We start from the raw sequence: 20084 nt of genomic DNA on the forward strand, positions 1-20084 counted from the left end.
CATATAAAACGAAGGGTGCCCGAGGATCGCCTCTTGCGGCCACCGATGCAGATATGTATGCTGGAGCGCGCTTGTTAGGTCGCCGCTGCGGATCAGCTCATGCTGGGTCCGCTGCGTGAAGCGTTGTCGAACGGCTTGACCCGTTATGCAGAGAACAGGACAAAAAAAGCGGAAGGCATGATGCCTTTCCGCTTTTTTGCTTCAATGGATTTTAGTTATCTTATAAGCCTAAGAAGTAGCGTGAGAATAATGCGGCGCATGCGGCACCAAGGAATGGAGCGATACCCGGTACGATGATCCCGTACTGCCAGTCGTTATCTGCTTTTCCGCCTGGAATTGGTAGAATAGCATGGGCAATACGAGGTCCCATGTCTCGAGCCAAGTTCATCGCAAATCCGGTAGGACCGCCCATACCCATACCAATGGCCCATACGAGCAGGCCGACACCGATGGGAAGTATCGCCGGAGCTTCGGTTGTTGCTGCGGCAATCGCAAGAATTGATGTGATAAAAATAAACGTATCAATAAATTCGACAAAGAAATTACGTGGCAAGTTACGCACGTTTGGATTTGTTGAAAAGATGTTTCGGATTTTTACTCGATCGATGTCAATGGAAGCTTTAAATTGATCATAATATGCAATGAAAACAACAATGGAACCGAAGACACCGCCGAGCACTTCTGCGATACTGATTGGAATGACGCTGGCCCATGGAATATTGCCAAGAACGGCTTGTGCGACAACCATCGCAGGATTGATGTTTACTGCCCCGAAGATGAACAATGAGATCGTAATTCCGAATCCCCAAGTTGTAATGGCGAAAATGTGACCGGAGTTCTGATACTTTGATGTATTGAGCACCTCACAACAGTGCACGCCCACACCGAAGATAATCATTAATGCCGTTCCCAAAAATTCCGCTATTAATTGATGCATTGATTCATTTTCCCCCTGCAATTTGTTTTAACAGAATGAGTATAGAAGGATTGCAAGGCGATGACTTTTCCATTTCTACGGTGACTATTTGCCATTTTCCGTAGTATCCGCTTTCAAAATGCAAATTCATTGACTTTTGATCACAAAACCGACATATTTCGACAGATGTTAACAATATCGTCACATTTGCCGGTGTGATCTTTGTTATACTTCATCTAGCGAAGTTTATTTGGACATGAGCCAATGAAGATTAGGCAGCGTTACAACCAAATAGAGGAACCAACATGGGTTCAGGAGGAAACGTCTGGTGGAAGAGATTGTATTTCGTTTAATGTCTTTCAGCAAGGAAAAGCACTATTACAGCACGTCACATTTTAGACTTATTATTCCGATTCATGGCCGTACTCGGATTATAAGCGGATCTGGAGAAAAAAGAATGAGCAGTTCTCAATTTTGTTTGCTCCCAGCCGGTTTCGATTATTCGCTTGGTTCACTAGAATCGAATGATAATCTTGTGATTGATGTCCCAGAGGGTTATATTCGTGATTACTTGAACAACAAGGTAGACATGCAAAGTGAATTAATTTGGGATACAAATTTAATCTGGCAATCGGTAACGGATTTGCTTGTGCACGAAGTCATGCAGCACAAACATGACGAAGCGGTTCTTTTATTAAACTATTGGTTTCATAAAATGTCCGACCACCCATCAAGTGTTTCGATTCGATTTATTCATGATCATTACACAGAAAAGATCGATGTAAAATCGCTAGCGGCAATGGAACACTATTCACCATCCTATTATTGTGACTGGTTTAAAAGCAAAATGAAAATGACGCCGCTTGAATATATTCATTTTTTGCGTATCCACCGAGCCAAAGAACTTCTCAGTGATCCGAAATTGAGTGTGTTGACGATTTCTTATCAATTAGGCTATGAATATAATGCTTCATTTACGAAGATGTTTAAAAAATATGTGCGGTGTTCTCCTTCTGAATATCGTGCAGAGATGCTTTCCTGAGTCGTTTTCTCTGCCCACTGTTTTGTTTGTTGTGGTACACTAATTCCCGGATAGGATTCAAAGAATCTAGCAAGTAGGGGGTATAGAGATGATCACAACAAAACTTCCGGTACGTTTTGTTGATTGTGATGCAATGGGGCATGTAAACAATGCGGTGTACTTTACGTATTTTGAAGAGGGCAAGCGCGAAATTTTCCGCTGGTTTACCCCAAGTATGGATTTACATGATTGGAAAGTTATTGTTGCATCGACGCATTGCGATTATATCCAAGAGATTAATTATGATGAAGAAATTACTGTTTACACGTGGATCAGTACGATCTCTCGATCCAGCTTCGATGTTGAGCATGCGATTGCAGGCCCTGACGGTGTCTGGCATGCGCGCGGACGTGTAACGATGATCGGTTATGACTACAAACAGAAGCAAGTTGTGCCGCTGACGGACGCGATTAAAGCGATACTGAGAAAGCACCAGGATGCACCTGCAGGCGTCCCAACACTGCGACAGATTCGTAACTTATAAGAAAACGACACAGACCAAACAGCTGAGCGCGCAAAACGCTCAGCTGTTTTTTCACTTCTTAAGTTTTATTACAGAACCGGTGAGATCAGACGTGAAATACTTTCTTTGAATTTAATGATGAATGGACGATTTCGGTAGTCCGACGGCGTCAATTCTCGTGAAAGACGGATATCCTTTTTAAAAATTGTCGCAAGCTGTTGTGAGGTTTCTTGATGGTATATGAATGCATTTACCTCAAAGTTCAAGCCAAAACTGCGAAAATCGAGATTGGATGTCCCGACTGTGGACAGCCGTTCGTCAACAATAATTGTTTTTGCGTGAAGGAACCCATTCTGATAAAGGTATACACGTGCGCCTGCATCAAGAAGGGCGCCAACATTGGAATAAGTTGCCCAATAAACAAAGGGATGATCCGGTTTATTCGGGATCATAATGCGGACATCAACATGAGAAAGCGATGCGATCGAGATTGCGTTGAGCAGACTTTCATCCGGAATCAGATAGGGCGTTTGAATATAGACCGTTTGTTTGGCAGATAAAATCATTTTAATAAAGGCGTTTTTGATCTGTTCCCATTTCTGATCCGGTCCGCTTGAGACAATTTGAATGCCGACTTCACCGTACTTTGTGTGATCATCCATGGTGTAGTAGGATTGAAACGGCACCCGTTCTTTTGATGCCTGGTGCCAGTCAAGCAGGAACCGTGACTGGATGCTGTTCACGGCTTCACCAACAATGCGAAGATGCGTGTCGCGCCAAAAGCCAAATTTTTTGCTTAACCCTAAATATTCATCGCCGACATTAAAGCCGCCAATATAGCTGATTTTGCTATCGATGATCACCAATTTGCGGTGATTACGGTAATTGATGCGCAAGTTAAGTATCGGCAGGCGGCCGGGAAAAAATGTATAAAATTTGCCGCCTGCCTGAGTGAGCCGTCGTACGAGTTTCTTTGGCAACCGTCTGGAACCTTCGTCGTCGACAAGCAAGCGAACGAGAACGCCTTCTTCTGCTTTCTTCGTCAATAGATCAATCAACTGATTTCCGAGAAAGTCTCCACGGAAGATGTAGTATTCGATGTGAATATGATGCGTTGCGCAGCGAATGTCATGAAGCAGGTTCTGAAATTTAGTTTCACCATCAGTAAAAATCGAAAGTTTGTTGTTTAACGTCAGCGGCGCTTCATCATTGTTCAAATTTAAATAGATCAAGCGATGGTATTCGCGAAGAATCGGCTCGGAAAACGGTGGATCCTGATTGACGATACCGAGCATTTGTTTGCTGACTAAATCCTGTGTTCGTTTATGAACGATATGATCCCACTTAAAAATTTTCCGTCTGCTCAAATTTTGACCGAAAATAAGGTAGAAAATGAATCCGATGATCGGGAGGAAATTTAGAATCATCAGCCACGCCCAGGTTGAACTGACGCTTCTTCGCTCAAGAAAAACAATCGTTATCCCGAACAGAATATTTATCCCAATTAAAACTGCTAGCAAAATTGAGTAGATGCTCATTAACTCACATCCTTTTTCAACGGCGTGTATGATAATTGATTATACTCCTAATCGAACGGCACAAGCCAGACTGAGGGATGGATGGCTTCTCCGGAAAAGCGACCGCCTCGCTTTCGTTGCCCCAATTCCAATTACCCCCTATAATAATAGTAATAAAGAAGCGGAAGCGACCTCATTGAGGCCTATGCAAAGGTGTGGAAACGGTGCTGAATAAACATTCAACGATTATTTTTTGGACTCTGGAGCTGCTGGGTATTGCCTTGCTCGTCTTTATCTTAACGAAAATTTCATTCATTTTTGTTCCTGTGGTGACCTTGACGACGACGTTGTTTTTCCCAATTATTGTTGCGGGTTTCTTATTCTTTCTCATAAGTCCATTTGTTGATTTGCTGCAACGGATGAAGGTGCCGAGAACACTTGGCATTTTAATCATTTACATCATCCTTACCGGGCTGGTTGCGCTGCTTGTGCTGATCGTCGGACCGCCACTCACCGATCAAATCAAATCGTTGTTCGGACAGTTGCCGGACTACATCAGCAGCTGGCGTAACAGTATTGAACATCTTGCCAACACACAGGGGTTTAAATGGCTGGTTCATCAAGATTATTATTCGATTGATAAAATACAGCAAAATTTAGAACAATTGCTGAAAGATTTCTCCAATAATGCCGGCAGCGGTCTGTCCACGTTCTTCAATGTACTGGTGAATGTCACTTTGACGGTCGTCACGGTTCCATTCATTCTATTCTATATGTTGAAGGATGGGAACAGGCTTCCCCATGCGGTCACGCGATTTTTTCCGCATAAGTACCATGATGAGGTCAACCACATCTTAAGCGACTTGAACGACACACTGTCTTCGTACATTCACGGCTTGATCATTGTTGCGTCTTTTGTCGGCGTGACCTCGAGTATCGGTTTTTCAATCATTGGCTTGCCTTACAGTCTGTTACTCGGTCTCGTTGTCGGCGTGACCAATATTATCCCTTATCTGGGCCCCATTCTTGGCGCAACACCGGCGATCGTGATCGCGTTGATGGATTCGCCGGCGAAAGCATTGCTGGTACTCGCTGTGATCGTGATCGTACAGCAGCTTGACGGACATTTGATTTCGCCGCTTGTCATGGGAAAACGGTTAAACACGCATCCTTTAACGATTATTGTTCTGCTGCTTGTTTCAGGAAAATGGATTGGACCGATCGGTATGATTTTGGCCGTTCCGACTTATGCGATGATTAAAACGTTTGTCTCGCATGCGATTCGTTTAGTACGGCTGCGTCGAAAGAGCAAGGATGATACGCTGATCAAATCCTAATCAATTATTCATCGATACGAATCCGCTTGGTCAGAGAAACAAATTGTTTCAAAGCCGGATTCGTATTTTTTTTCAAATAAGCCAGCGAGAGTATCGCTGTAAGCGGGTAATTGTCAATTTGGCGGTAAACGACTTCCAGATTGAAGAGTTTCTCCGCCGTTGCCGGAACAACGCCGATGCCGATACCTGCCGATACCAAACCGACAACCATTTGATATTCGGTTGCTTCCTGGACAATTCTCGGGGTGAAGCCGACCGATTGAAACAATGACAGAAACTCATCATACAGCCCAGGCCAAATATCGCGTGAGACAAGAATGAACGGAATATCTTGCAAATCCTCAATATATATATGTTCTTTTTTTGCAAGCGGGTGATTTTTCGGCAGCGATAGTGCAGCAAAACCGCGCTTGATGGGAATTGAGTCAATAAACGAACTGCTGACCGGAGGGTGCAAAAGACCAACATCGATCCGCTCGCCAATGAGGGCGTTGACTTGATCGGGCGTTGAAAGTTCATGCAGCCGAATCGAGACGTGAGGGAATTTGCGCCGATATTCACGAATGATTTGAGGCAAAATGTCGTAGGTGGCGGAACCGACAAAGCCAATGACAAGACGTCCGAATTCACCGCGATCGGCTCGCTGCGCCGTGTCAACTGCTTGGTTTACTTGTGCAATGATCTGACGCGCTTCGGGAAGAAACAGCTGACCTGCTGTTGTCAGCTCAACATGACGCTTGTTCCGTTTGAACAGCGGGACACCGATTTCTTCTTCAAATTGCTGAATCTGTTTGCTCAGCGGCGGCTGCGTCATTTGCAGACGGGCAGCGGCTCGTCCGAAATGAAGCTCCTCAGCAACCGCTATAAAATATAAAAAATGGCGAAGTTCCATGTTTTCACTCCTAGGAAAAAAGATATGTGCGCCTTTGCAGCTGAAGTGTCGCTCAAGCATAAGTTGTATGAAAGCCGCGAGCGGAGTAACCTTGACCTAACCTGTTTTACTTTTGGCGCCTATAATTAATATACACTGAGTATTACATGATGTTCAATAATATATTTCACATTAGAAAAACGGCGCGGTAGAATGATGTTAGTCATAGAGAAAGTTTCTGAAATATGCTCGGTTCAACTACCATTTGCTTCGATAAAGCAGATTGGCAAGGCACCACAGCTTATTCATAAACGATGGAGGGGAAAATGGTGAGCAATTTGGAAAAAACAGAAAAAGGACAGGAATTAGCAACCGGCGCTGAATTAGTCGTTGACTGTTTAATTAAGCAAGGCGTGAAATACATTTTTGGCATTCCAGGGGCAAAAATTGATGCTGTTTTTGATGTGCTCAAGGACCGTGGCCCCGAATTAATTGTGTGCCGCCATGAACAAAACGCAGCATTTATGGCTGCGGCAATTGGACGGCTCACGTGCAAACCAGGGGTATGCATCGTTACATCGGGACCAGGAGCATCCAACTTAGCAACTGGAGTAGTTACCGCTAACGTAGAGAACGATCCGATGGTCGCTCTTGTCGGAGCCGTGCCTAGAGCAGATCGACTGAAACGGACCCACCAGTCGATGGACAATGCAGCACTTTTCCAACCGATTTCTAAGTTCAGTGCTGAAGTCGTCGATCCGAAGAACGTTCCGGAAGTTGTAACGAATGCCTTCCGTGCTGCTGAATCAACGTCGGCCGGCGCGAGCGTGGTCAGCTTCCCGCAAGATGTTCTGGTATCAAAAACAACAGTTAATGCACTTGGACCGCTTGAGAGCCCGATACTCGGTACAGCATCAGAGGATGCGATTGACAGGGCCGTCGAAGCCATTAAGCATGCAAAGATGCCTGTGATTTTGGCCGGTATGCGTGCGAATCGTTTCTCAGTTGTTTCAGCTGTCCGTGCGCTGCTGAGAAAAATCTCTATTCCGGTTGTAGAAACGTTCCAAGCTGCTGGGTTAATTCCGCGCGATTTGGAAGAGAATTTCTACGGCCGTATCGGCTTGTTCCGCAATCAACCGGGCGACTTGGTGCTTGAAAAAGCGGATGTAGTGCTTACCATCGGTTATGATGCGGTAGAATACGATCCGAAATTCTGGAATAATGTTGGCGCGCGAAAAATTATTCATCTCGACGAAGTGCGTGCCGATATCGATCATTATTATCAGCCGGATCTTGAACTGGTTGGCGATATTCCGTCAACGGTTAAGCGGATCACAGAAAAATTGACGCATTTAAATATTACTGAGGAAAACCTTGACTATCTAGCAAAAATGCGGCACAGACTGGATATCCGCGATGAACCGCCGAAGAAGGTCAATGGCAGCCGTGTTCACCCGCTGAGTCTGATCCATACCTTGCGCAGCTTGATCAGTGATGATACAACCGTGACCTGTGATGTCGGTTCTCACTACATTTGGATGGCGCGCCACTTCCGTTCCTATGAACCGAAGACGCTGCTCTTCAGCAATGGCATGCAGACCTTGGGTGTCGCATTTCCATGGGCAATGGCTGCATCGCTTGTAAACGATCACCAAAAAACAATCTCAATGTCCGGCGACGGTGGATTCTTGTTCTCAGCAATGGAACTGGAAACAGCGGTTCGTCTGAAGCTTCCGGTCGTTCATATTGTATGGCGCGACGGGACGTATGACATGGTTGCATTCCAACAGCAGATGAAATATAAACGTACTTCTGGTGTTGATTTTGGTCCGATCGATGTGGTGAAGTATGCGGAGGCTTTCGGTGCAAAGGGACTGCGTGTCAACAAGCCGGAAGAACTGGAAACAGTGCTTAAGGAAGGGCTCGCATATAATGATGGCCCGGTAATCATTGACGTGCCTGTTGATTACAGTGACAATGTGGCTCTGGCCAAGAGCTTGATTCCGAACCAGCTGAACTGATTAAGTTTGAATGGAGACAAATCATGAAATGAGGGGATGCATTCGATGACACAAACAGTAGACAATGGACAGCTGTTTCAACTTTCAACGATGTCGTCACTGCTCGACGGCGTTTTTGAAGGAGCAATGAGCTATGATGAAATTAAAGCATTTGGTGATTTTGGTATTGGAACGTTTGAACATCTTGATGGCGAAATGATCGCTTTTGATGGCGAATTTTACCGACTGCGCGGTGACGGCACGGCAACACCGCTGAAAAGCGAAGACAAAACACCGTTCTGCTCGCTAACTTACTTTAAACCAGCGGTAACGAAAACCTTTGAACATCCGCTTAATAAATCAGCGTTTGAAGCAGAAATGAAAAAATTGATGAAAAGCGAAAATTTATTTTATGCTTTCCGGATCGATGGTGTTTTCAAAGAGGTCAGTACACGCACCGTTTCCTATCAGGAAAAACCGATTCCAATGACAGAAGCAGTGAAAACGCAGCCGATCTTTCATTTTAAGCATGTGAAGGGGACGATACTTGGATTCTGGTCACCAGCATTCACGCAAGGGATTGCCGTTTCGGGATTTCATCTTCATTTTATCGATGAAGAGCGAAAAGGCGGCGGTCATGTGTTTGACTATGAACTGGATCATGGAACACTGAAGGTGGATCAAAAAACACATATGAGCCTTTATACCCCTGAGACGAAAGGTTTCTTAAACGCCAATCTTTCCCGTGAAGATTTGGAAAAAGAAATCAAAGTGACTGAAGGCTGATTCGCTTAGGGTTCCTACCCAAAAGGGCAGCGCGAACAGAATTAAAACGCATCGAAAATCCGGAAGGCATGCCTTCCGGATTTTTGTCACAAGTAAAAAAATATAGGAAATTGTCACGTAAGCGCTCGGGGGCCTGCGGAACATCTCTGTTGATCGCAGACCACAGGAGCCCCGTAGATATCAGCATATCTGAGGAGGCTTTCGGATCGCCCGCGGTCGCGCTGTTTGTGATGAATCTTGAAACAAGCCGCTGCATAGAATAGACCGAAAACAAGATGTGGCAGAATTGAAAGCAGGTGGAACGGTTGGTTCAATTAATGATGACGCAAACGATTTTTGGGCTTGTTACCATTATGGTGGGACTGGTTATGGTCAAATTTTTCTTTCGATCCGATGATCTGATGCTGCTGCCGTCCGCATTCGCGTTTGCATTATTCTATACAGCCTTCATTGAAAAGAGAATCGTGTTAAGCGAAGGTGCATGGGCAGCCATGATCTACGCATTCTCCGCCTATGGACTGTATATACTGGTTAAGCGGCTTGCAAAACGATACCGTAATGTACGGGAGGGACCGTTCCATTGATGCAATTATTTTCATTGCTTTTGCGCTTAACATAAAGCCTTTTTTGTATAATCACAGATATGTGAACCCAATGCACCGGTGTGAGGCTTCTGCGGTGCATCATGATTCATCGCAGGGAAGAATTCCAGACTGCCGGCTCCGCTGCCGCATTGTTCGGCTTACATTGACGCGAAAATGGTATAAATACCGATAAAGATTAATAAGATCGATGCCGCATATTCAGACAGCGCACCGATCCGTGTCCGCAATTTTTTTAACCCGAATCGCTGCCCCGCCTCAATCGAGAGAACGGACAGGACGGCAACCGACAGAGCAACCGCTGCCGGACTAAGACCGCCGATGCCCGCACCGAATGCGGTACCCATTGCATTAAACGATAAAGCGAAACTTAGCCAAATCGTTTCATTAAATGAGATCAAATTATTTTGGTCGCGATCGATTTGTTCTGCCTGTGGAATGGTTCGTGACGGTTTGGCTTTCTGCCTGATCCCGCTGATCAGTGACCAGACGCCGATCCCGAGAATGATTACCCCGCTAATCAAAGTGGCCATAAATTCAGGAAAGACAAACCCAAGTGCCGCGCCGGCAAACAAGGTTATGAGTGAAACTGCCAAAGCGACTGCAGCCATGAAGAGATTAGCGGAAAACGTAATTTTCTTTCCTTTAATTCCATAGGACAAGCCCACTGCAAAGTTGTCAATACTCGCGGCGATGCCAATTAAGAGAATCATCATCCAGTGCATCGCTTCATCCCCTTATACTGGTTTTGCGTGTGCTGCGCCTTTTCTCTCGTGAAGTCATGAAAAACGCCCGTTCTGAAAGTATCTTATGTTAAAATAATAAAGGTGTTCATTGCTTTTACAGGAGAGCGGGTACATCTTCTGACTGGGAAAAGATTATCTATTCATACGAATGTATGTATTAGAGAATCGAATAGCATGAGAAAACAGGTGATAAGGTGAAAGAGATTATGCAAACACACGGCCTGTATGACGGAGCAGCCTACTATTATCTGAAATACCGCGGTCAATACAGTGACCGATTAATCGATACATTGGCGAATAAATGCCGCTTGAATGGTGAAGGTCGGCTGCTTGATCTTGGCTGCGGGACAGGAAAATTGACTTTTCCTCTCGCACAGTACTTTGAAGAAACGGTTGGGATTGATGTCAGTTCAGACATGTTGAAATCTGCTCAAAGTCAGTGCGAACTGCTCAACATAAAAAAGATGAAGTGGATGAAAATGCCTTCGGAAAAAATTAGCCCCGCACTCGGCAGCTTCCGTATGATTACAGCTGGTGATGCTTTTCATTGGATGGATCGCGAACATGTGCTGAAATTGAGCTATGATCTTCTTGAAGAAGGCGGCGCACTCGCTCTAGTCGGACAGGGGCATATCCTTGGTGACCGTTCATTAGAGTGGCAGAAGGCAGTGCAGCACGTTGTTGACAAGTGGTTTCCGAACCGCAATCGACGCATCAACGCGGTTCGCCACGAACACATCGTTGCTCAATCTTCGTTTCATTCCTTATTGACCGGACAGATCCACTCGGAACGTGAGCGCGATATACCTTCCATCATCGGCTATCTTTATTCCACATCAACGTGTCGGAAAACTCAACTTGGCAAAGAAGCGCCACAATTTGAAAAAGAAATCTATGATGTATTGAAAACAATTGATTCATCGGGCGTTTTTAGGGAACACGTAACCGACTACTATATCATCGCTTATAAATAAGCCTTTGCAGTTTCTTCTTTCGATCTGGCAGAGTCGATCAGAATTCATTACTGTATCAATCATTGTAATAAGGAAGGCGGACAATCCAATGAATAATCACGATATTGACTATAAAATTGAAGGTCAAGAGATGCAGTTTGTTGAAATTGAGCTTGATTCAAGTGAAACAGTCATTGCCGAAGCCGGCAGTTTTATGATGATGGAAGACGGGATTACGATGGAAACGATTTTCGGCGATGGCGCCGAGCAAGGCGGTGTCATGGGAAAATTATTCAGCGCCGGGAAACGGATGCTGACTGGTGAGAGTTTGTTCATGACCGCATTCACCAATGAAGGAGGAGGAAAACGGCATGTATCGTTTGCCTCTCCTTATCCGGGAAAAATTATTCCGCTTGACTTGAGCCTATACAGCGGCCGGATGATTTGCCAAAAGGATGCATTCCTTTGTGCAGCAAAAGGTGTTTCTGTCGGTATCGCCTTTCAGAAACGGTTGGGTGCTGGCTTTTTCGGTGGTGAGGGGTTCATTATGCAGAAGCTTGAAGGAGACGGAATGGCCTTTGTTCATGCCGGTGGTATGGTGAAAGAATTGACCCTTGCTCCTGGAGAAACGCTTAAGGTCGATACCGGATGCCTCGTCGCCATGACTCGCGATGTTGATTATGACATCACGTTTGTGCGCGGCATCAAGACAGCCCTGTTCGGAGGCGAAGGCCTTTTCTTTGCGAGTTTGCGGGGACCGGGCAAAGTGCTCGTTCAATCGCTTCCTTTCAGCCGCCTGGCGAGCCGTGTGTTCAGTGCGATGCCGGGTAATCCTGCAGGCAGAAGCAAGGATGAAGGAAGCCTTGGCGGCGGCATTTGGAATCTGTTTAACGGCGACTGACGCCGATTCGATGAGCAGTGCCGCTGGCTATAGGGCGGTGATGAATGAGCAGTCTGCTCGGCTTTTTTTCACAGATTCGCTACACTAGAGGAAGATCTCAATAGACGGAGTGGGTTCATGTGACAGAAACAAACGGACAAACATCCGGCAAGCGCAGTGTCCATTGGGTTTTCTGGCTGCTGCTTGCAAAGATCATCTTCATCCTTCTGCTCGCGGGAATAACTTTATGGATTATTTATGCCGTTCACGAAGCAAATTCTGGCGGAACGAGCAGCGTTCGCTTTTCGCATCTGCTCGGTGCCGGATACAGCAGTGATGGAGAGACTTTATGGCTTGCTACAGCAGACAAGCAGCTGGTCACCTATAAGGAAGGCCAATGGCAGACGCATAAATTAAAAGGCGGTGAAAAACCCGCTCAATATTGGCCGATACATACCGGCTTGCTACAACTGAATGAGTCTGGGATGCTCGAATGGAAGAGATTGGATCAAGCGACCATGCAGCGGCACAAGCTGGACAAGCAAAGTGGATTGATGACGATTGGTTATGCAACCGGGCGGATTTATCAACTTCAAAAGAAGACTGGGGAAGTTTTCGTTCTACGCTGGTCGGATGACCAGGGACGGTCTTGGCAAACGGGAGGCAGTATCCGGATTACGGGAAACGTCTCATTTCTGACTGCGTCCCCAATTGATAAAAATCAGGTTGCGATTGGAACTTCCAAAGGATTGTACCTCAGCAATGATCAAGGTGCGCATTTTGAACACTTTTTAAAAGGACAGTTGGTGACGAGTGCTGCCTATAGCTTTGATCAAAAAGTGTCCTTATTCGCAGCTGTTTCCGGGAAAGAATCGATGCTTTATCAAATTGTACCGAAACAGCAGAAAACGATTCAATTAGATACCGGCACAGTTGAACGAGATCGTCTAATAAAAATTGTGCAAAATCCGCGACACCAAGGACAAGCCGTCCTTTTTACCCAGCGCGGCGATCTGTATCAAACGAATAACGGCGGCCAAAACTGGACATTTATTGCACAAAAAGGACGCGGTTTGGACAGCAAGTGAATGCGGACAACCGCTTTACTATGGTAAACTGATAAAAAGAGCGAGAGGATCGGTGAAAAAATGATTCAAACGGTTTTATTCGATGTTGACGGTGTTTTTCTAAGCGAGGAACGTTATTTCGATGCATCAGCATTAACAGTGCGAGAATTGCTGATGAGCAGTCACTATTTAGGATTGGGCGGCGAACAGCCTTTTCAAACCGAATACAGTGATCAGGAAATTGCTGCGATACGATCAAAAGTATTCTTGAATGACGATGTTCTAAACTTCTTGAAGTCACGCGGAATGAATGCGAATTGGGATATGATCTACATCACCACATCGGTTCAATTAATTCATCTTGCAGCGCAGCTTCCGGATGAGGCGCGCGATCAAGCGGTGCGGTTGTTAACCGAACCAATCGACCACAAGACACTGGCAGCCTTTCGGAGTTTGTTCCGTAAGTATCCGGTAAAACCGGATTTTCATCGATTCATGGTTGATTATAAAGAGACAAAAGCAGAGAAACAAGAACTGATTTTTTATTTAAATGAACTTGTTGCCAAACGTTTCGGTGTTAAAACCGATGTGTTCAAACCTAAGAGCGCCTTCTGGCATATTGGCGAGCATGCGTCGCAAGAATGGTACATTGGTGATGAGAATGTTCTGGGCGCGACCGGAACGCCATCGGTTCAGACGGGTAAGAAAGGGTTCATGAATGAGGAAGTGACGCTTGCGGATCCTGCATTTATTCGCACGATGTTTCACGCTTTTCGCGAGCAGGGGATCAACGTAGGTATTGCTACCGGACGCCCTCGGCTTGAAACGTTTAAACCGTTTACCTACTTGAATTGGATCGGTGAACTGGATCAGAATCATATCGCTACGGCTGATGACGTGCTGGATGCTGAGAAGAAATTTGATGCAGCACCACTCGCTAAGCCGCATCCATTTACTTACCTTGCCTCCTATTACGGTAAGGACAGTGATCTGAAAAAATGGACCGCGCGCACGCCTGAGCCTCTCCCGAACGGTGATGCGGTGATGATCGTTGGTGACTCGCTTGCCGACCTGCTCTGTGCGAAGCAGCTTGGCTGCCGTTTTGCCGGTGTCCTGACCGGACTTTCCGGTCAGGCGGCACGCAGCGAGTTGGAGACGCATGGTGCTGATTTTATTCTTGATTCAGTAGCGGATGTAAAGGATCTGGTTCTTGGTCTCTTGGAAAAGTAAGAGAAAGCAGGAACAAGCGGGCTGCGGCTCGCCTTTATTTTTTAATCAAAAATGCAAAGTAAAACGCAGTGCCTGGACAAGTTAAAAAACGTTGCCCGGGAGAGGGGGGCAGGCGGCCTATGACAGAAAAGATTGGAATCGATGCCGGCGGTACGCTGATTAAAGTTGCACTGCAAACAGAAGAAGGCTGGCTCTATCGCTCCTTTCCAAGCACCCGGAGTGATGCCTGTGCAGACTGGCTCGCCCATGAATATCCTGAGCGCTTGGTTATGCTTACAGGGGGAAGAGCAGCGCACCTGAAGGAGAAGCTTACGGACAGATTCTGTTCCGTTTTGCCGGAATTTGCAGCGTCGGCGCAAGGCGCACGACAGTTGCTGGCTCGTGAATGCACCACTGTTCCGAACCGATTCTTGCTCACAACGGTTGGTACCGGAACATCGCTGAATTACGTTCACGATGGGGCAATGGATTGGCTGGGCGGGAGCGGAGTCGGTGGTGGAACGCTCATGGGTTTAACCGGTTTGCTAACCGGCATCTACGATTTTAAGACCTTGCTCCGTTATGCCGCGCGTGGAAAGCGAGACATCATTGATTTAACGGTAGCGCGGATCTATGAAGGCGAGGAACCGCCAATTGCAGGCGACCTGACTGCAAGCAACTTCGGTGCCTTATCAGAGAATACGCGTTCTTTGTCTCCCGAGGATCAAATTGCCTCGATTATTGGTCTTGTCGCAGAAACAGTGACCTCGCTCAGCATCTTAGCAGCGCAGAAAGCAGAGGTGGACACCGTGATTTTTGTCGGCGGTGCGTTGTCTGGGAATAAACAGCTGAAGGAGATTGCTGCACAATACTGCGCGCAATGGGGAATTACGGCAATTATTCCACAGAATGGTGTTTATTGCGGGGCCATTGGAGCAGCCTGTTCTTGAGAAGGTTTTCCTTGTTTGGCCCAATGTGCCAGCCCGTGTTCACAAGCTGTTGACTCGTGCTATAAAAAAAATCCTGCTCCCAACATTTTGGGAGCAGGATTTTTAATCGAATTGGCGAATTAATTAGTCAACGGATTCTTCAATGTTAATTTCAGCAAACTGAACATCATTTAAGTCGTTAATTCTAAGAATGTCGCTGCGAATCGCCTCAGGGACCGGCTTGTCCACCGTCAGCACCATTACGGCCTTGCCGCCGATGGTTTCACGGCCAACGTACATGCTACCGATATTGATCTTGCCTTTTCCAAGAACAGAGCCCACATTGCCGATCATTCCCGGAACATCCATATGGTCAATGTACAGCAAGTAACGTTCCGGTTCCATATCGAGACGGTAGCCGTTGACCGAAACAATGCGGCCGCCGAAGCCGGACAAATTGGTGCACGCGATTGTCGCCTTGTCCTCACCGTTTCCAATTTCTAATTCAATGAAATTGGTAAATCCTTTGTGTGCGGCATTTTTTTGCACACTGTAAGAAAGTCCGTGTGCTTTAAGCACCTGCATCACATTGACGATATTGATCGACGAATCAAGGTAATAAGAGAGCAGGGCTTTAATCATCTGGCGAGTGAGCAGACCAGTGTCTTCCAAGAAGAGCTCTCCGTAATAATTAATTTTAATCGTTTTCGGTGCCTTCTTAAAAATCTGCATCAGAAGCTCGGCCATTTGTTCGCTAAGTGTCAAATATGGCTTGATTTTCTGCTTTACCGTTGCAGAAATATGCGGCAGATTGATCGCGTGTTGCACGCTTCCGCTTGTTAAAATATCGCGGATTTCTTCGCTGACCGATTCAGCTACTTTTTCTTGGGCTTCAGTTGTTGATGCACCTAGGTGCGGCGTGACGATAATTTTTGGATTTTGCGTCAGCCCTGGATTTTCCGGTGGTTCATGTTCGAACACATCGATTGCAGCGCCGGCAACTTGTCCGCTGTTCACCGCGTCAACAAGTGCTTGTTCGTCAATAATTCCACCACGTGCACAGTTGATGAAACGCACACCTTTTTTTGTTTTCTCAAAGTATTCTGCGTTGATCAATCCACGTGTTTCGGGAGTAAGCGGCGTGTGGACGGTAATGAAGTCCGCTTGTGCCGCAATTTCATCCAAGCTGGCTTTGATAATGCCAAGTTTCTTCGCACGATCCTCAGTGAGGAACGGATCATAGCCGAGAATATTCATCTGGAATCCTTTGGCACGTTTGGCAACTTCAGTGCCAATTCGGCCCATGCCGACAACGCCGAGCGTCTTCTGATAAAGTTCAACGCCTTTGAACAGTTTGCGCTCCCATTTTCCCGAGGTCAGCGATCCGTAAGCCTGAGGAATATTGCGGGCAAGTGCCAGCATCATTGCAAGCGTATGCTCGGTAGCTGCGATTGTGTTTCCGGCAGGTGCATTGATGACAATAATCCCTTTTTCGGTTGCCGCATCAATGTCGATATTGTCAACACCGACACCGGCGCGGGCGATGACTTTCAAACGGTCTGCAGCCTGGATGATGTCGCGAGTGACCTGCGTTTGGCTGCGGACGATCAAGGCGTCATAGTCGCAAATCACTTCTGCAAGTACTTCAGGTTCTAGACCAACGCGCTGCTCTACTTGGAATGCATCGTGCTCGGTCAGTGCTTTCAATCCGCTCGCGCTAATCGGATCTGTGACGATAACTTTATACATTTTTTACATAAACCTCCTCAGCTTTTTTAACCGCTGCACCAAAACGAGGAGCCTGTCCGAATTTGGCGAGCGTCATTTCAAGTGCGCTTAATACTTTCAGTACATCGAATGGGGTGCAATAGCCCATGTGGCCGATTCGGAAAATCTTTCCTTTGAGATCTTTCTGTCCGCCGGCGATGGTGATTGCGAAATCTTTCTTAAGTGCTTTTTGAATATCCGGTGCAGCGATCCCTTCTGGTTTAACGGCGGTTACGGTTGGAGAGGCATCCTCCTCAGAGGTCAGAAGCGGAAGCCCCAATTCACGGATTCCGGCGCGAGTCATGTCACGAAGCAGAAGGTGACGTTTGATTACATTTTCCCATCCTTCTTCTTCGATCATGTCACAAACTGCCTGGGCGCCTTGTATGAGTGAAACAGCCGGTGTGAACGGCGTTGATTTTTGTTTTTCGTAGGTATCGACATAGCGTTTTAAATCGAGATAAAAACGCCGTTCCGGGCATTCACGAATTGCCTGCAGACCGCGATCGCTGAATGCAGCAAATGCCAAGCCAGGAGGGAGCATGAGTGCTTTTTGCGAGCTGGTAACAAGAATGTCGACGTGATCGTTCTCCATGTCTACCGGAACAGCGCCGATGCAGCTGACTCCGTCCACGATGAACAGGGCATCGGTTTTCGTTTTGACAACTTCACCTAATGCATGGATTGGGTTTAAGACACCGGTTGATGTTTCGTTGAATGTACCGAAGACCGCTTTGATTGGTGTGTCGCCAAGTTCGTCAATAAATGCCTCAAGCATTTCCGGAGTACATGATTTGCCCCATTCAACATTCAAACGGTGAACAAAAGCTCCGTAATTTTCTGCGATCGTTGCCAGTCGGTCGCCAAAAGATCCGGCAACAATCACAAGAGCATGATCGCCTTCATGAATCGTATTCACGACGGCAGCTTCAAGAGCGGAAGTGCCACTGCTGGTTAAAATCATAACGGGATGCTTCGTGCCGAATACCGGTTCTAGCCGGGTTGCGACATCTTCAATCAGTACGGAGAAGTCAGGACTCCGGTGTCCGATCATCGGACGCGCCATCGCGGCGTTGATTTTATTTGGAATAGGGGTCGGTCCTGGTGTAAACAAATAGGTCTGATCTAAAAACAATGAACTCATCCTCTCTGATTTTCTAACTGTCGGATCGGGCATCACAAGTGCATGCCGTCCAACTTTATATAATAAAAACGTCCCCCGCAACATGATTCTACATGCTGCGAGGGACGTTGATATTCGCGGTGCCACCCTCATTTACTGTTGAAACAATTCTGCTTCAGCAGCCTTCATTACTTCATTAACGACCTGAGGCCGAATGTGCATACTAATTGATTCTCATGGTTCAGCGTGAATCAATGTTCCGCTCATTTGCTTCGGAGTGCTCAAGCGATTGTTGTGCGTACCGGTTTCCAGCCTTGCACCGGCTCTCTGCAACGCGCGGGCAAACGCTTGTTGTCTCCATCATCGCAAGTTCTTATTAAATTGTTTGCTTGATTGTGTCTAAATTGTAACTTCTATCTGACAATTTGTAAAGAAAAATCGTTTAATTCTTTCTGGAAAAATTATTCCTTCTTGCTGCTGACCAGTGCCGATGTCCCGTCAATAGCCGATTCAAGCCGTTTCAAAAAGTGTTTCATGTCTTCCATTTTTCCCAGAGTCACACGCACACCATCTTCAAAAGGATTAATCAGAAAGCCGTTCTGCTTGCAAATCAACGCAATTTGCTTTGGTTCATTGACGCGAATGAAGATGAAGTTGGCTTGAGATTCATCGTAACGAATCCCTTTTTTCTTAAGAAAGGCGGTGGTCATGGCCATGACTTCCTGGTTTTTACGTAAGCAGTTTTCCTTGAACGAATCATCTTTGAGCGCAGTCAGTGCGGCCACTTGGCTTAATCTTGGATTGTTAAAAGGAGGACGTACTTTGTCTAGTTCATTAATCACAGTCAAGCTGCCGATTGCGTAACCGATTCGAAACGATGCCAGACCATAAGCCTTAGAAAAGGTTCTAAGAACGAGTACATTTTCATAGTCATTCAAATAGTCCAGTCCGTTAGGAAAATCCTCTGCTGTGACAAAGTCGATATAGGCTTCATCCAGAACGACCAGGACATTGCTTGGAACGGAGTCGATGAATTGATCAAGTTCCTTTTTCGTTAGATAAGTGCCTGTCGGGTTATTCGGATTACAGATCCAGACGACTTTCGTCGTTTCATCGATTGCCTGAAGCATCGCCTTCCAATCGTGTTTTCCGTCTGGTCGGCAAGGGACTTTGCGCGTATCTGCTCCTTCAATTTGTGCATGACAATAGTATTCATAGAACGTCGGCCAAGCCATAACGATACTATTTCCAGGTTCAAGAAAAGCTCTGCTGATTAAAACGATAATTTCATCGAGACCGGTTCCGAAAAGAAATTGTTGCGGGGCCGGGCCAAGTCGCCGAGAAAGTTCCAGCCTAAGGTCTAGATCCTGACAATCCGGATAGAGTTCTGGAAGCAATGCGTCCATGGTAATCGCCTTGCGCACATTTGGGGAAGCCCCATAGACATTTTCATTGGAATCGAGTTTAACGACGCGAGATAAGCCGTACATTTTCTTTATTTCTTCAACAGACGGCCCAGGATTATAGGCACGGAGATTTTGAAGAGACTTTTTAAACATAATGATCACTCCACCCCTCGTTCAGTTCTAGTTTCTCTCATTTTGTCAAACCTGGCATTAGTTTTTTTGTGCCGCTCTGCACTTTGCTCCCAGCAATTCGCTAGGATGCACGCACTTCGCCAGTCTTCATCATTTAAACATGGAACAGGTGAATTTGTAAAGAAGGCGTGACAATGGCTGACATGACGCTTGTGTAGAACGAGAAAAAGCTGCACGGAAAGAACGACCGAAGACGAAAAAGAATACGAAAAACAAAAAAATGAAAGCGTTTCACGGAA

Annotated in this window: 18 protein-coding genes; 11 read left to right on the forward strand and 7 right to left on the reverse strand. The window is 46.2% G+C overall.

The window, feature by feature from the left end; genetic code table 11:
* Positions 1 to 220 precede the first annotated feature (220 nt).
* Positions 221 to 937 (reverse strand): D/L-lactic acid transporter LarD, encoded by a 717-nt coding sequence (gene larD / locus SIN01_RS05645; protein WP_047034832.1) that lies wholly within the window; start codon positions 935 to 937, stop codon positions 221 to 223.
* A gap of 307 nt (positions 938 to 1244) precedes the next feature.
* Here larD and SIN01_RS05650 point away from each other — a divergent pair, with 307 nt between their 5' ends.
* Both SIN01_RS05650 and SIN01_RS05655 read left to right on the forward strand, forming a co-directional pair.
* On the forward strand, positions 1245 to 1958 hold the full coding sequence (locus SIN01_RS05650; protein ID WP_010024266.1) for a helix-turn-helix transcriptional regulator: 714 nt from the start codon (positions 1245 to 1247) through the stop codon (positions 1956 to 1958).
* Between the two features lie 88 nt (positions 1959 to 2046).
* A complete protein-coding gene (locus SIN01_RS05655; protein ID WP_010024264.1) occupies positions 2047 to 2481 on the forward strand; it encodes an acyl-CoA thioesterase in 435 nt (144 codons plus the stop codon).
* A gap of 68 nt (positions 2482 to 2549) precedes the next feature.
* Here the strand turns inward: SIN01_RS05655 and cls are convergent, their stop codons facing one another.
* Positions 2550 to 3998 (reverse strand): cardiolipin synthase, encoded by a 1449-nt coding sequence (gene cls, locus SIN01_RS05660; protein WP_010024261.1) that lies wholly within the window; start codon positions 3996 to 3998, stop codon positions 2550 to 2552.
* 203 nt (positions 3999 to 4201) lie between these two features.
* Here cls and SIN01_RS05665 point away from each other — a divergent pair, with 203 nt between their 5' ends.
* The gene (locus tag SIN01_RS05665) at positions 4202 to 5314 is read left to right on the forward strand and encodes an AI-2E family transporter (RefSeq protein ID WP_029548354.1); all 1113 of its coding nucleotides are present in this window, start codon (positions 4202 to 4204) and stop codon (positions 5312 to 5314) included.
* A gap of 4 nt (positions 5315 to 5318) precedes the next feature.
* Here the strand turns inward: SIN01_RS05665 and alsR are convergent, their stop codons facing one another.
* Positions 5319 to 6206, reverse strand: coding sequence for an acetoin biosynthesis transcriptional regulator AlsR (gene alsR / locus SIN01_RS05670; protein ID WP_010027535.1), 888 nt, complete (start codon positions 6204 to 6206; stop codon positions 5319 to 5321).
* 293 nt (positions 6207 to 6499) lie between these two features.
* On the opposite strand from alsR, the gene alsS reads away from it, so the two are divergent.
* The 3 genes from alsS (at position 6500) to SIN01_RS05685 (ending at position 9555) form a co-directional block, all read left to right on the forward strand.
* On the forward strand, positions 6500 to 8206 hold the full coding sequence (gene alsS, locus SIN01_RS05675; protein WP_047034833.1) for an acetolactate synthase AlsS: 1707 nt from the start codon (positions 6500 to 6502) through the stop codon (positions 8204 to 8206).
* Positions 8207 to 8251: 45 nt separating this feature from the next.
* A complete protein-coding gene (gene budA, locus SIN01_RS05680; RefSeq protein ID WP_010027537.1) occupies positions 8252 to 8971 on the forward strand; it encodes an acetolactate decarboxylase in 720 nt (239 codons plus the stop codon).
* Positions 8972 to 9276: 305 nt separating this feature from the next.
* Positions 9277 to 9555 (forward strand): hypothetical protein, encoded by a 279-nt coding sequence (locus SIN01_RS05685; RefSeq protein ID WP_010026010.1) that lies wholly within the window; start codon positions 9277 to 9279, stop codon positions 9553 to 9555.
* 158 nt (positions 9556 to 9713) lie between these two features.
* Here SIN01_RS05685 and SIN01_RS05690 read toward each other — a convergent pair whose 3' ends face one another.
* Positions 9714 to 10298: a manganese efflux pump gene (locus SIN01_RS05690; RefSeq protein ID WP_141306016.1), complete on the reverse strand. Its 585-nt coding sequence runs from the start codon at positions 10296 to 10298 to the stop codon at positions 9714 to 9716.
* A gap of 227 nt (positions 10299 to 10525) precedes the next feature.
* Between SIN01_RS05690 and SIN01_RS05695 the strand changes: the two genes are divergently transcribed.
* The 5 genes from SIN01_RS05695 to coaW all read left to right on the forward strand — a co-directional run bounded on the left by SIN01_RS05695 (position 10526) and on the right by coaW (position 15378).
* Positions 10526 to 11293 (forward strand): class I SAM-dependent methyltransferase, encoded by a 768-nt coding sequence (locus SIN01_RS05695; RefSeq protein ID WP_010026012.1) that lies wholly within the window; start codon positions 10526 to 10528, stop codon positions 11291 to 11293.
* An 88-nt stretch (positions 11294 to 11381) separates the two neighbouring features.
* A complete protein-coding gene (locus tag SIN01_RS05700) occupies positions 11382 to 12173 on the forward strand; it encodes a TIGR00266 family protein (protein WP_010026014.1) in 792 nt (263 codons plus the stop codon).
* A 119-nt stretch (positions 12174 to 12292) separates the two neighbouring features.
* Positions 12293 to 13240, forward strand: a complete 948-nt coding sequence (locus tag SIN01_RS05705) for a hypothetical protein (RefSeq protein ID WP_010026016.1) — start codon at positions 12293 to 12295, stop codon at positions 13238 to 13240.
* 60 nt (positions 13241 to 13300) lie between these two features.
* Positions 13301 to 14449 carry an HAD family hydrolase gene (locus SIN01_RS05710; protein ID WP_010026017.1) on the forward strand — a complete coding sequence of 383 codons (1149 nt, stop codon included), beginning with the start codon at positions 13301 to 13303 and terminating at the stop codon, positions 14447 to 14449.
* Positions 14450 to 14568: 119 nt separating this feature from the next.
* On the forward strand, positions 14569 to 15378 hold the full coding sequence (gene coaW / locus SIN01_RS05715; RefSeq protein WP_010026018.1) for a type II pantothenate kinase: 810 nt from the start codon (positions 14569 to 14571) through the stop codon (positions 15376 to 15378).
* A gap of 123 nt (positions 15379 to 15501) precedes the next feature.
* Here the strand turns inward: coaW and serA are convergent, their stop codons facing one another.
* From serA to hisC, 3 genes are all read right to left on the reverse strand, one after another.
* Positions 15502 to 17106: a phosphoglycerate dehydrogenase gene (gene serA, locus SIN01_RS05720; protein WP_010026019.1), complete on the reverse strand. Its 1605-nt coding sequence runs from the start codon at positions 17104 to 17106 to the stop codon at positions 15502 to 15504.
* Complete coding sequence (locus SIN01_RS05725) at positions 17099 to 18259, reverse strand: pyridoxal-phosphate-dependent aminotransferase family protein (protein ID WP_047034834.1); 1161 nt, start codon at positions 18257 to 18259, stop codon at positions 17099 to 17101. Before SIN01_RS05725 ends, serA begins: the two co-directional genes overlap by 8 nt.
* A 449-nt stretch (positions 18260 to 18708) precedes the next feature.
* On the reverse strand, positions 18709 to 19806 hold the full coding sequence (gene hisC / locus SIN01_RS05730; protein ID WP_010026857.1) for a histidinol-phosphate transaminase: 1098 nt from the start codon (positions 19804 to 19806) through the stop codon (positions 18709 to 18711).
* Between the last annotated feature and the right edge of the window lie 278 nt (positions 19807 to 20084).

The sequence above is a fragment of the Sporolactobacillus inulinus genome (assembly GCF_006539285.1).
Classification (GTDB): Bacteria; Bacillota; Bacilli; order Bacillales; family Sporolactobacillaceae; genus Sporolactobacillus; species Sporolactobacillus inulinus.